General features: G+C 61.0%; 9 protein-coding genes and 1 pseudogene. 4 read left to right on the top strand and 6 right to left on the bottom strand.

From position 1 onward, the window contains the following. Window positions 1–4: 4 nt before the first annotated feature. Window positions 5–916, top strand: a complete 912-nt coding sequence (locus HF257_RS00300; RefSeq protein WP_185704215.1) for a LysR family transcriptional regulator — start codon at window positions 5–7, stop codon at window positions 914–916. Window positions 917–919: 3 nt separating this feature from the next. Here HF257_RS00300 and HF257_RS00295 read toward each other — a convergent pair whose 3' ends face one another. Then, a complete protein-coding gene (locus HF257_RS00295) occupies window positions 920–1,771 on the bottom strand; it encodes a lipopolysaccharide biosynthesis protein (RefSeq protein WP_233081214.1) in 852 nt (283 codons plus the stop codon). Window positions 1,772–1,909: 138 nt separating this feature from the next. After that, window positions 1,910–4,298 (bottom strand): annotated as a pseudogene (bamA, locus tag HF257_RS00290) (outer membrane protein assembly factor BamA). A 153-nt stretch (window positions 4,299–4,451) separates the two neighbouring features. On the opposite strand from bamA, the gene HF257_RS00285 reads away from it, so the two are divergent. Genes HF257_RS00285 through HF257_RS00275 form a run of 3 tightly spaced genes read left to right on the top strand, consistent with a single transcriptional unit; the run spans window position 4,452 to window position 6,922 of the window. Continuing rightward, the gene (locus HF257_RS00285; RefSeq protein WP_185704219.1) at window positions 4,452–5,135 is read left to right on the top strand and encodes a response regulator transcription factor; all 684 of its coding nucleotides are present in this window, start codon (window positions 4,452–4,454) and stop codon (window positions 5,133–5,135) included. Then, window positions 5,132–6,415 (top strand): HAMP domain-containing sensor histidine kinase, encoded by a 1,284-nt coding sequence (locus HF257_RS00280; RefSeq protein WP_185704222.1) that lies wholly within the window; start codon window positions 5,132–5,134, stop codon window positions 6,413–6,415. Before HF257_RS00285 ends, HF257_RS00280 begins: the two co-directional genes overlap by 4 nt. A 57-nt stretch (window positions 6,416–6,472) precedes the next feature. Continuing rightward, window positions 6,473–6,922, top strand: a complete 450-nt coding sequence (locus tag HF257_RS00275; RefSeq protein WP_185704224.1) for a hypothetical protein — start codon at window positions 6,473–6,475, stop codon at window positions 6,920–6,922. Here HF257_RS00275 and HF257_RS00270 read toward each other — a convergent pair. Genes HF257_RS00270 through HF257_RS00255 form a run of 4 tightly spaced genes read right to left on the bottom strand, consistent with a single transcriptional unit; the run spans window position 6,892 to window position 13,252 of the window. Then, complete coding sequence (locus tag HF257_RS00270; protein WP_185704226.1) at window positions 6,892–8,211, bottom strand: amidohydrolase; 1,320 nt, start codon at window positions 8,209–8,211, stop codon at window positions 6,892–6,894. The genes HF257_RS00275 and HF257_RS00270 overlap by 31 nt on opposite strands. Before the next feature lie 9 nt (window positions 8,212–8,220). After that, window positions 8,221–9,405 (bottom strand): acyl-CoA dehydrogenase family protein, encoded by a 1,185-nt coding sequence (locus tag HF257_RS00265; RefSeq protein WP_185704229.1) that lies wholly within the window; start codon window positions 9,403–9,405, stop codon window positions 8,221–8,223. A 20-nt stretch (window positions 9,406–9,425) separates the two neighbouring features. After that, entirely contained in the window at window positions 9,426–10,739 is a 1,314-nt protein-coding gene (locus tag HF257_RS00260; protein WP_185704231.1) for an MFS transporter, read from the bottom strand. Continuing rightward, window positions 10,739–13,252 carry a TonB-dependent receptor plug domain-containing protein gene (locus tag HF257_RS00255; protein WP_185704234.1) on the bottom strand — a complete coding sequence of 838 codons (2,514 nt, stop codon included), beginning with the start codon at window positions 13,250–13,252 and terminating at the stop codon, window positions 10,739–10,741. Before HF257_RS00255 ends, HF257_RS00260 begins: the two co-directional genes overlap by 1 nt. Window positions 13,253–13,338 lie beyond the last annotated feature (86 nt).

Here is a 13,338-nt window from a genome sequence, read left to right as displayed (position 1 = left end):
CAGCATGCTGGTGAATTTGACGGATGTGGACCTGCGCATGCTGCGTATTTTTTGCGCGATTGTGGATGCCGGTGGTTTTACAGCGGCACAGGTTCCGTTGAATACCAGCCTGTCGCGCCTTAGCGTGCTGGTTCGAGACCTTGAGGTCAGGCTCGGCTATTCGTTGTGCAAACGCGGGAAAAGCGGTTTCCAGTTGACCGAAGAGGGTGAAGAAACCTACGCCGCCGCCCAGGAACTGTTCGCCAACATCGGTCATTTCCGCCAGCGTACGGCGATGCTCAGTGGGCGCCATCGGGAGTTGTTGCGCATCGGCACCGTCGACAGCCTGATCACCCTTGAACACAGCCCGGTACCGGCGGCCATTGCCCAACTGCGCGCAGAACTCCCTGGCGTGCATATCGACTTGCACGTCATGCGCCCCGACGAGCTTGAGCAGGCCGTGCTTGAGGAGCGTATCCAGGTGGCTGTCGGCGCGTTTCACCACCGCTTGTCCGGGCTTCACTATCAAGCGCTGTTCGAAGAGGAACAGCATCTGTATTGCGGTAGCGGGCATCCATTTTTCACGCGACTGGACCAGAACCTGACATATGAAGAGTTGAGCACAGCGGACTATGTCGACAGAGGGTATGTCGCCGAAAACAAACGCCCGTGCGAGCTAAGGTTCGCCAGCGCGGTCAGCGCGTTTTCCATGGAGGCCATCGCGTTGCTGGTCTTTTCCGACACCTACATCGGTTACCTGCCCACGCACTACGCCGCAAGTTGGGTTGAACGCGGCAGGCTTCGATCGATCATGCCGCAACGCTTGGCTTATTCTTCAGCCTTTCATTGCATTACCCGCCAAGGCGTCGATCAGAACAGTACGGTGAGCCGGTTTCTTGAAAAGCTCATCGCTCATGCAAGCCTTCATCTGCCTTGAAGCCTAGAGGCGCATCGCCTCAACTTGTGCCAACGTCACCCGAGGAACGACACTCTCCGGAATTCTTGAACAATCAGAAAGGTTATAGACCCTGAAGTCATCCCCCATGACCTTGTGTGACATCAACTCCAACGACGGCAGTATTCGGGTGTAATAGTGCTGGTCCAGGCCGCAAGGGGAATGAGCGGATTCGCGGTTTTCATAAAACCTTCCAGACTTTTCGTTCAGATCAACGCCAACCATAAACACCTTGGAGAAGCCGAGGTGGTAGGCCAACTGAAGCGTCACGTAGGCCACGGTTCGTGCATCAAAAAAACCTTCGCTCATGTCCTTGCTGAACCCCAGAGGGCGTTGGCCAGAGCCGGGCATGGGGTGGTTGGTAACCAGCGCCGTGTGCTTGCCTCGCATCGCGTCGAGCCAGGAGGGGCGTTTGGCCTTGGACAGCGGGTACAGCGCTCCTGAAGGGCGAATGCCTGACGAGCGTGCGTGATCTTCCCAAAGCGCGACGTTCTGGCTGACAGCCATTGCGTATTTGAATAATTCCGGCTGTTGTTCCGAGAAGCTATCGTCGGTGCACGCGTAAAAGCAAGGTTTGATGTCGGTGCCCAAAAACATCGAAATAGCACCGTTCATCGTGATCATCGGCACGTGCGCAAATTGTTCCAGTGGAAACGACTTGGCCGACATGCCCGAGGCGATAATGAAAACAGCGCCTGATTCGGTGTTCCGACAATTATTAAAGTCGTGCAGGGTCAGGCGGGACCTCTGTGATCGCCACGATCCTGACACGGGTGCATACACCGCCTGCTCAGTGTTGCCAGCGTGCTTGGCGTCGACGAGGGGCATAGGTTTCATCGGACCCTACCGTGCAGTGAAATAGAAATACGTACATCAGTTGATCTTAGGTCGGTTGCAGGGTTCCATTTATGAAGAAGGTGTCAGAATCGGTCCTATACCCGAACGCCATATAACTACTGGGAATGGTTATTGTCTTCAAAACGTCTGCCCCATAGAGAACTGAAACACCTGCTTATCCGCGTTCTCAGGCGTTTTGATCGGGTAAGCCAGGTTCACGCTCAACGGCCCCAACGGGCTGTACCACGTCACGCCCACCCCCACCGAACTGGCCATCTGGCTCAGGTCCACACTGCCGCAACCTTGCGTGGAGCTGAGGTAGCACTTGTCCGAATACACCGTGCCCACGTCCCAGAACAGTGAGGTGCGTACCGACTTGTTGTCCTTGATGAACGGCACCGGGAACAGGTACTCCGCGCCGCCGGTGATCAGGATATTGCCGCCCAGCGCATCGGTGTCCCGGTCTGAGTAGTACGCTTGGCCAGCACTCGCATAGGCGCCGGTGGCCGGGGTGCTGCGCGGCCCGAGCGTGCCGCTTTCGAAGCCGCGTACCGATCCTTCGCCACCCGCAGTGTAGTTTTCGTAAAAAGGCAGACCGTCCGTCGAGCCATAGCCGTTGCCGTAGCCAAGCTTGGTATGAAAGCGCAGCGTGGTGGAATTGGTGACGGGAATGTAGGCCTGCCCCGTATAGTCGATCTTGTAGAAACTCAGGTCGCTACCCGGCACGGTTGTCGTCAAGTTGAGGTTCTGCGAGTAACCACGGGTGGGCAGCACGCCCTTGTTCAGCGTGGACTCCGACCAGCCCAGGTTGGCCTTGAAGTTGGTGAACTCCTTGCCTTCACGTTCGACAAAATCGTAGATCTCATCCGCGCTGTAGGTGCCTGGCTCGATGCTGTCGTGCTGCACCGTCAGGCCGAAGCTCAGGCGCGAGGTTTCGTTGATCGGGTAACCGAGGGTGGCGCCAAGGCCATAGCTGTTGATCGAGTAATACGACACCCCATCGTCGTAGTACTTGTTGTAATCGGTGTTGCTGTAGAACGCGTTGTACCCCAGGCTCACACCGTCGGCGGTGAAGTAGGGATCGGTAAAACCGATGTTGTACTTGCTCTGGTACGACGAACGCGTCAGCCCCAGGCTGGCGTAGTTACCGGTGCCGAGGAAGTTGTTCTGGGTGATCGAGCCACCGAGGATCAAACCCGCGCTCTGGGCGAAACCGACACTGGCGGTGATCGAGCCGGAGGCTTGTTCCTCCACGGCGTAGTTCACATCCAGCTGATCATCCACACCCGCGACCGCCGGGGTTTCGACGTTGACCTCCTTGAAATAGCCCAGGCGCTCAAGGCGCACCTTGGATTGGTCGATCAGGTAGGTCGACGCCCAGCCACCTTCCATCTGGCGCATTTCGCGGCGTAGCACCTTGTCGTCGGTCTTGGTATTGCCACGGAAATTGATCCGGTCGACATACGCCCGCTTGCCGGGGTCGACTGAGAACGTGACGTCGACAGTGTGGTCCTCATCGTGCGCCTGGGGCACGCCGTTGACGTTGGCGAAGGTGTAGCCTTCGTTGCCCAATCGGCGGGTGATCAGCTCCGAGGTGGTGGTCATCAGCTTGCGCGAAAATACCTGGCCTTTTTGTACCAGCAACAACGACTGAACCTGGTCTTGCGGGACTTTCAGCTCGCCGCTGAGCGTCACATCGCGCACCGTGTATTTCTGGCCTTCCTGGATATTCACGGTGATGTAGACGTGCTTTTTATCCGGGGTCATGGAGACCTGGGTCGAGGCGATCTCCATATTGATATAGCCACGGTCCAGGTAGTACGAGCGCAGCCGTTCCAGATCGCCGGTGAGTTTCTCCCGTGCGTATTTATCGTCGTTCTTGAAAAACGACAGCCAGTTGCTGGTCTTGAGGGTGAACTGGTCAAGCAGCACATCGTCGGGGAATACCGTATTGCCCACCACGTTGATGTGTTGGATCGCCGCCACTTCGCCCTCGTTGATCTTGATCTTCACGCCCACCCGGTTGCGTGGCTGGGCCACCACTTCGGTGTCGACCGACGCCGAATAACGCCCCTGGGCCACGTACTGGCGCTGCAACTCGTTGCGCACACCTTCCAGGGTCGCGCGCTGGAAAATCTCGCCTTCAGCCAGGCCAGACTGCTTCATGCCTTTCATCAAATCGTCGGTGGAGATCGCCTTGTTGCCCTCGAACTCGATACTGGCAACCGAAGGACGCTCGACTACATTGATAATCAGCACATCGCCTTCGCGGCTCAGGTGGATGTCCTGGAAGTAGCCGGTCTTGAATAACGCACGGGTGGAGTCCACCAAACGCCGGTCATCCGCCTCGTCGCCAACATTGAGCGGCAGAGCGCCAAACACGCTGCCTGCCGACACCCGTTGCAGGCCGTTGATTCGGATATCCGAGATTTTGAAACCTTGGGCGAGTACCACAGAGGCATTGAGCAGCAGCGCAACCGAGCAGAGCAGGCGCGAAAAATTCATCAAGATCTTTTCCAGAACACATCGACAAGCAGCGCCGGCGCGGCCGGACTGGTGAACATCCAGCTTAAGAGCGCCAGGCGTTTGGTGCGGTTAACCGAATGTCAAGTTAGGTAAAGGTTGGCCTGCAACCCACACGCAAGGCTGATAATGCGCAGCCCCCACTAACGAGCCCGCGATGATTTCCGTACTGTTGGTTGACGATGACCAGGAACTGACTGCAATGCTGAGCCAATACCTGGCCAGCGAAGGCTTTGCGGCGACTGCTGTGCACACCGGCGAGGAGGGCGAGGTCGAGGCGCTGTCGGGGCGCTACAGCGTCGTGGTGCTGGACGTCATGCTGCCCAAACGCTCGGGTATCGAGGTGCAGCGGCGCATCCGTGCGGTCAGCCAGGTGCCGGTGGTGTTGCTCACCGCCCGTGGCGATAACATCGACCGCATCACCGGGCTTGAGCTCGGCGCCGATGACTACGTGCCCAAGCCCAGCTCCCCTGGCGAACTGGTCGCACGCCTGCGCGCGATCATGCGCAGGGTGCAGCCGGTGGGCCAGCCGACCACGGAAGAGATCAGGACCGGTGCGCTGGTGCTCTGGCCCGGCAAGCGCCAGGCCCTGTGGCACGGCGTCGAGTTGGGCGTGACCAGCACCGAATTCAGCTTGCTCGAAGAATTGGCCCGCAGCGCCGGCCAGGTGGTGAGCAAAAAGGACCTGTCGCTCAACGCCCTCGGTTGCCCGCTGACCCGCTATGACCGGCGCATCGACGTGCATATCAGCAGCATCCGGCAAAAGCTCGGGCCGCGTCCGGACGCCAAGGCCTGGATCCAGAGCGTGCGCGGCCTCGGTTACTTGTTGATTGCCGAATGACCAAGCCCAGCTTGTTGTTCTGGAAACTGTTCCTGGCGTTCTGGCTGGCCACGACGTTGACGTTCCTGGTGGGGATTGGCGTTCTGGAGCTGGGTCGTTTCCGCCCGAACGACCCCCATGTGGAAGCCATCCTGTCGGCTGAGGAGAAGTTACTGCAGCAATTCGGTATCGAGGCGGCTGGCGAGCTCCTTACGGTGTGGGAGCGCCCGTCCGACGAGGGAATCGGCGTTTATGACAGTGCAGGCCAACTGCTGGTTGGGGCACCGGTTACCCACGTGGCCCATGAACGATCAGTCATCAGCAAGGAAGGCCTGGTGCTGTCGATTCGTTCCACCCATGCACCTGGCAAGGACCCCGGTCGGCCCTGGCACGAGATCCCGCTGATCATTGGTACGGTGATGAGTGCGCTATTCAGTGGTTACATGGCCTATTACCTGGCGTGGCCGCTGGCTCACCTGCGCCGTGCAATGAGTGATGCTGCCCAGGGGCGCTTCGAAACCCGAGTCAAGCCCGCCATGGGCAAGCGTCGCGATGAAATCGTCGACTTGGCCGAAGATTGCGACCGTATGGCCAACCAATTGAAGGTGTTGGTGAGTGCCCAGCAACAATTGTTGCATGACATTTCTCATGAGCTGCGCTCCCCGCTGACGCGCATTCAAGCGGCCATCGGTTTGTTTCGCCAGGATTGCACAAGGGTGGAAATGCTCGAACGCATTGAGCGCGAATCCGAGCGTATGGACACGCTGATTGAGGCGTTACTGACCCTGGCACGTCTTCAGGGCCGGCCCGAAAGCATCGAGCGCGAGTCTCTGGATATCGTCGAATTGCTAAGAATGATTGTCGAGGATGCTCAGTTCGAAGCCACGATCAAAGGCTGTCGCGTCGAGCTGCAAGCCTGCCCGCCGTTTATTGCCTGTGTCAGCGGCGAATTGCTGTATCGCTGTTTCGAAAACGTGATCCGTAACGCCGTTCGTTATACCCGCCAGGACTCCACGGTGCGGGTATCGGCCCAGACCAGCGCCGAAGGCAACCGTTTGAACGTGCGCATCACCGACCAAGGCCCAGGCGTCGCAAACGACCGCCTGCAAAGCATCTTTCACCCCTTCGAACGCGGCGTGGGCGATGCCAGCGTAGGCTTCGGCCTGGGCCTGGCCATCGCGGCCAGGGCCGTGCAAATGCACGGCGGCAGCATCGTCGCACGCAACGAGGTGGGCGGTGGTCTGACGGTTGAGATCAACCTGCACAGCGCGCGATCTTTACACGACATTACATTGGCTTGACCGCCCTGTACGTCACGCCTGATTAGACTTGCCATCACTGATTGAGTGGAGGTGGCGATGTTTCAGGTGCATAAAAAGGGCTTCGTGTCCGGCAGGAAAATGGTCGACGGCCTGGTCCCCTACGACTTCTTTTGCGAAGACAGCCCGGCGATCAACCTCTTCGTCTTTACCGGTGCAGCCACGCCGGATGCGACCGTCGAGGAACAGACCCTGTGGGGCTTCACCCGCCTTGAGCGCTTCGAAGCGATGACCAGCGCCCTGGTCACCCACAAGAAGCATGCCGGTTGGTTCCAGAGCGTCAGCGTCCTCACCGGTCCGAATCAGAACGGCACGCAAAGTGTGAAATTCCAGCGTGTGCTCAAGATCATCAAACACGCCAGCGCTACGCGCAAAGTCGACTACGAGATTCTGACCGATGAAGGCGACACCTACTTCACCCGACAATCCGTCGCCCCCGACAGCGCTCAAACCATCATCTATTCAGCAGAACCTGCGGTTGCCATGTAACTCAAGGTCATGCGGCTCAACGCCCGAATGCCTACGGCCAGGCTCGGGTCATCCACCTGGAAACCCGGCGAGTGCGTCGGCCAGACGGTCTTGCCTTCCAGCGCGGGCGGCGTCACGCCCATGCGCATGAATATCCCCGGCACTCGGCGCGCGTACTCGGCGAAATCATCAGCACCGTAGGTGCCGTTGTCGATGCGCACCGGGGTGGTCGACACCTGTTGCAGCACCGGCAGCAACTGGTCCACCAGCGCCGTGTTGTTGTAGCCGGCGCGGTAGTTTCCGGGCAGGTATTCGACCTTGGCCGACGCCCCCGAGGCCTCGGCGATTTTCTCGGCGGTGCGGGTCATGCGGTGCAGCACGTCCTCGCGCTGTTCATCGCTGACGGTGCGAATCGAGCCTTCCAGGCGCACCTCGGCGGGGATGATGTTGTGCCGGTCTCCGGCCTCGATGCGGCCCACGGAAATCACCGGCGCCGGTAACAGGCTGAGGTTCGACTGGCGGCTGGGAATGGTCTGCCACGCCAGGATCACCTGGGCTGCCACCGGCACCGGGTCGATGCCGGTCCACGGGAACGCGGCGTGGGTCTGGCGACCGATGATGTGCGCGACAAAGGTGTCCGCCGCTGCTGTGGTGCGTTGCCGACTGAGGGTGAAGGTGCCCGCTGTCCCCGCTGTCACGTGAATGCCAAAGATCACCGCCGGTACCGGGTTCTGCAGCGCGCCTTCCTTGATCATCAATTGCGCGCCGCCTTGTTCGCCCAGTGGCGGGCCTTCCTCGGCCGGCTGGAAGATCAATTTAAGCGTGCCCGGCAGTTGATCACGATGGGCCGCCAACACTTCGGCGACCCCCAGTGCCATCGCCATATGCGCATCGTGGCCGCAGGCGTGCATCACCCCAACCTCGTTGCCCCGGCTGCGAAAGTCACCGCCTTCATCTTTGCTGCGCACCGTCGAGGCGTAGGGCAGCCCGGTGTGCTCGGTCAACGGCAGCGCATCCAGCTCCGCCCGAATCGCCACCACCGGGCCGGGTTTGCCACCGCGCAAAATACCGATCACTCCGGTGTGGGCGATGCCGGTCTGCACCTCCAACCCCAGTTCGCGCAGGCGCTGGGCGATACGCTCACTGGTGTGGAACTCGCGATTGCCCAACTCCGGTTGTTGGTGAATGGCATGGCGCAGTTCTATGACGCCGGGCAATACCTGGCTGATCTGTGCATCCAGGTCCTTCCAAGGCTCGGTGGCGGACACGGAGCCGGACAGAAGCAGCAGGAACATCGGTAGCTTCGACATCGCCAGGGCTCAGTAAGTAAACGCGATCGGTGGCGCTTTCGCGTTCAGCAGGTAGTCGCCGATCGCTTTGTACTTGTAGGCCAGGGCGTCATGGGTGGTGTGGGTGCGCGCATTGCGCCAGTGCCGGTCGAAGTTGTAGCGCGATTGGGTGGTAGCGGCGCCGCCGACTTCATACAGGCGCTCGCACACAAACAACGCAGCACGGGTCGAGGCAATTTTGGCTTCCGCCACCGCAATCGAGGACTTCACCAGGATGGCTTCTAGTTCCTCACCCTCGGCCAACCCTTGCAACTGCGTACGCGCCGCCAGGTCCACCGCGCCGGCGGCTTTCTCCACCAGCGCTTCGGCGCCGTGAATGCGAGCCGCCAAGTCGCCCAGGGTGTGCAGGATGTACGGATCGTTGCGTGCCGAGTCCACGCCACTTTCCCGCACTGGCCGCGTACCGCTGCGTGCCCACGCCACTGCGTCATCCAGTGCCGCCAAGCCGATGCCGACATCCAGGGCGCAGTGGATCAACTGCGCGCTGGCGCCGATGTAGTTGCGGCGCTGGTACCACTGCGCCAGAGGGATCACCTGCTCCGGGCGCACCGGCACATTCTCCAGCAAGGTGCTGCCGCTGGCGGTAACGCGTTGGCCCATGCCGTCCCAGTCATCCAGCAGGGTAATGCCGGCGGTGTCGGCGGGCAGCATCACGTACACCGCGTTGCCGGCCTCGTCCACCGCCTGGATTTTCAGCAGGTCGGCAAACAGGCACCCGGTGCTGTAGAACTTGCTGCCGTTGAGCAGCAGTTGGTCGCCGCGACGTTCCAGGCGCGTGTGGATCTCACCGCGAAAGGTGCCGCTACGTTCGGCAATCGCCCCCGACGACAACTGGCGCTCGGCAAACGCGCCGAGGTACTCGCGCTGCTGTGCCGGGTTGGCGATCAGGCGCAGATGCTCGACAGTCGCGAAGTGCGGAAACAACGCCTGCGCCACACTCGGGTCGGCCTTGGCCAGGGTGATGAAAATCTGCGCTACTTGCAGCTGGCTGACGTCGCCGCCGCCCCACTCGATGGGCACCCGCGCGGCGCCCAGGCCCGACTCGCGGATCAGGTCGAGCTGGGCGTACGGCAAAATCCGCCCCGCGTCGCGGTCGGCGGCACCGGGTTGGATCTGCGCGGCGAGTTGGTGGGCGAGGGCAAGGTAATCGGTCATGGAAGTGTCCATCAAAAAGGTCAGGAAGCGTCGCGCAGGGCGCTGCGTGGAACGCCGAACAACAGGATCAATGTGCCGCCAGCCACCAGCGCCGCGACGATGTACAGCGCCAAGCTGATGCTGCCGGTGGAGGTCTTGATCGCACCGATCATGATCGGCGTGAGCAGGCTGCTGATCTGCCCGCAGCAATTGACCAGCGCCAGGCCAGCGGCCTTGGCGTGGTCCGACAGGTAGTACGTGGGGATGGTCCAGAAAATCGCCGTGGCCACCAGGTAGCCGCTGGTCATCAGGGTCAGCACGGCAATCGCCGAATACGGGCTGAACAGGAAGTTGGGCAGCACCAGCATCGCCAACGCCGCCGTCAGGCCGCCCAACGCGAAGTGCCAACGCCGTTCCTGGTGCACATCCGAATGACGGCACGCCCACAACATTGCGCACACGCCAACCACGTAGGGCAGGGCCGACAGCAAGCCCAGTTGCCCCAGGTTGCTCACTCCCGAATCACGGATGATCGACGGCGCCCAGATATTGGTGACGTTGCCGGTGCACATGATGGTCAGGCAGTACGCCAGGGTGATGAACCACACCTTGCGGTCCTTCAGCGCTTCGACAAAACGCGTATGCCCGCCGGGTTTTCGCTGCTGGCGTTCATGGGCCAGGGCCCGTTCGATGGCGGCTTTTTCATCCGCGCTCAGCCACTTGGCCGACGCCGGTTTATCGTCCAGCCAGTACCAGGCAAACAACCCCGCGAGCACCGGCGGAATGCCGGTGATCACGAACAGCCATTGCCAGCCGGTAAACCCGCCGACGCCTGCGAAGTGCCCCATGATGCTGGTCGACAGCGGCCCGCCGATGATCCCGCACACCGCAATCGCCATGATGAAGCGCGAGGTGATGCGCGCCCGATGGCTGGCCGGGAACCAGTAGGTGAGGTACAGGATCACCCCCGGAAAGAACCCGGCCTCGGCCGCCCCCAACAACACCCGCAGCACATAGAACTGCGCCGGGGTCTGGGCAAACGCGGTGGCGATGGTCACCAGTCCCCACAACACCATGATGCGCATCATGGTTTTTTTTGCGCCGATCTTTTCCAGCAGCAGGTTGCTGGGAATCTCGAACAGCAGGTAGCCGATGGAGAACACCCCGACGATGATGCCGAACGTGGCGTCGCTGATGTTCAGGTCGGTCTTGAACTGCAAGTGCGCAAAGCTGATGTTGACCCGGTCCAGCCAATTGAGCACGAAGCACAGGAACAGGAACGGCATGATCCGCCACGCCAGTTTGCGGTACAGGCGCTGGTCGAAGGCAGCTTGCGGGCGTTCGAAGTTAGTCATTACCAGCTCACGTCGACTTTAGCGAAGTAGTACGCGCCTTCCAGGCCGTAGGGCGAGTACCAGCTGTAGGTCGGGTTGTCGGTGGGGAAGAAATAGAAGCGCTTGGCCTCGTCATTCAACTGCTCGGGGCGTTTGTCGAAGATGTTCTCGCCGCCCACGGTGACTTTCACGGTGTCGCTCAACCAGTAACCCACGCTCAGGTCGGTAATGAACGCTGGCTTGACCACTTCATCGCGGCTGGCCGCAATCTGGTTGCGCCCGGTGACCTTGGAGTAACGGGTTTCCTTGAGATTGACCTCGAAATTCCCCAGTTGCCAGGCGGCATTCAGCGAGGTGGTGTTCTTCGGATACGCCGAGGTCAGGTTGCCCTGGCGGTCGCGGCCCACGGCGCTGACACCGGTACCGGCCAGCGCTGCCGGCTCCTTGATTTTCTCGATGGTCTGCAGGCTCTGGTTGCTGAGCAAGGTCCACTTGGTCTTGCCGTAGCGGCCCAAGTCATAGCGATAGTCCGCCACCAGGTCGATGCCACGGGTGCGGGTGTCGGCCAGGTTGCCGAAGTACGAGACGATCTGGTTCGGGTTCAGGCCGTTGGCAGCGAGCACATTGGACACGGCGGTGCCTTGCAGGTTACTGGTCTGCAGGATGCGGTCCTTGATGTCGATCTGGTACAGGTCGACGGTGACGTCCAGGTTCTCGGTGGGCGTGGCGACAAACCCGAGGCTGTAGTTCATCGAGCGTTCAGGCTTGAGCTGCTTGGCGCCCAGCGCCTGGCCGGCGGCGTCGTTGACCGTCACGTAGCGCGTGGTGGCCTGTTCCAATTGCCCGTTGAGGGGGCTGGTGCGCCAGGCCGTCAGCGACGACGAATAGAACTGCTGTTGCAGGGACGGCGCACGGAAACCGTTGCTCACCGTACCGCGCATGGCGAACTGTGGAGTGAACGCATAGCGAGTAGAGAACTTACCGCTGCCGGTGTCGCCAAAATCGCTGTAGTGCTCAAAACGCCCGGCCAGGCTGACGTCCCACTTATCGGTGACGCTCTGGCTGAAATCCACATAGCCTGCGGTGTTGGTACGCGAGTAGTTGTGCGCGTCCGCCGGGGTGAAACCTACCAACCCAGGCGCGCCGGGGTTGGGACGTTGACCGGCCAGCGGGCTGCCAGCTGGGAACACATAGCCGCCGTCGGCATAGGAGGCGTAATCGCCGGCCTGGATCTCAAAGCCGTCGCGGCGGAACTCAAGGCCGGTGGACACGTTCAGTGGCTTGGCGAACAAGCCGGTATCGAACGCGCGGGTCAGGTCGAGGTTGTTGGTCCACTGGCTGGCGATCAGGTTACCGCCGTCCATATTCTGTGGGCTGTTCGGCCCCAGTGACGGGTTCAGCGAACGTTCGTTGCGGGTGTTGGCGTTGTTGTAGCCATAACTGGTGCTCAGGTCCCAGGCCCAGCCGAGCAGGTCGTCGTTGCGCACGCCGAACACGCTCTGGAAGTCGTCTTCTTCCACGACGAAACGCGGCGAGAAACCGTCCGGGTACACCGAGACAATATTCTGTGGCGAGTTGGCCGTGCGGTAGGTGCCCCAACTGGTGGAGTTGCGATGGCTGAGGGTCGAGAACGAGTACAGCGTGTAGTCCTCATTCAGCGGCAGCTCGGCGTTGTAGCCGAAGTTATAGGTTTGCGAACGCGGCTGGCCCAACTGCTGGCGATAGCGGCTCTCGCTGGTCTCGCGCGGGTCGGGCTGGCCGTTCTGGCGGAAATAGATGCTGGTGCGATCCGGCACCGCGCCGGCCACGTTGGAGCTTTCCTGGATGCCGACGTCGGCACTGAGGCTGAAGAAACCGTCATTGGGCAACTCGAAACCCTGGTTGACCTGGCCTTGGCCCCGCGCACCGAAGTTGCCCTTGCCACCCACACGGTTGGCGTATTGACCGTACAACGCGCTGCCGCTGCCGCCGGAATGGTTGCGCTTGAGGATGATGTTGATCACCCCCGCAATCGCATCCGACCCGTACTGCGCCGCTGCGCCGTCACGCAGCACTTCGACGTGGTCTACCGCCGCGATAGGGATCAGGTCGAGGTCGGCAGGCGATTGGCCGCTGGACGTGGCGGCGGTCTGCACAAAGATCAGCGACGTGTTGTGGCGGCGCTTGCCGTTGACCAGCACCAACACATGGTTGCCGCCCAGGCCGCGCAGGGTTGCGGATTTGACCGACAGCCCGGTGCCGCCGGTAAAACCTGCCGCGTTGGTATAGGACGGAACGCTGGCGGCCAGGGCATCGCGCAGGTTCTGCTTGCCGGAACGGGCGAGGTCGTCGGCGCTGATCACGTCGATCGGCGCCAGGCTCTTGGCCACGGTGCGGCCGCTGTCACGGGCACCGGTGACCACCACGGTTTGCAGGGCGGTGTCGCTGCTCAGGGATTTATCTTCAGCCTGGGCCGCGTGTTGGGCACACAGCCCAAGGATGCCAACAGTCAGCAGGCTGAGCCTGGGACGAAAGCGGGTGTAAGGGCGAGACATGGTGAGGCTCCAATGTTTAGGTGCCGCTTTCCATTCCTGGTGGTGGGAGTTCCTGACAGTACTGGGGAGGCTTAGGTGTTGGCTGT

The organism is Pseudomonas cremoris, from assembly GCF_014230465.1.
Note: the sequence above shows the minus strand (reverse complement) of the source record. Positions and strands in the feature narration are given on the sequence as shown.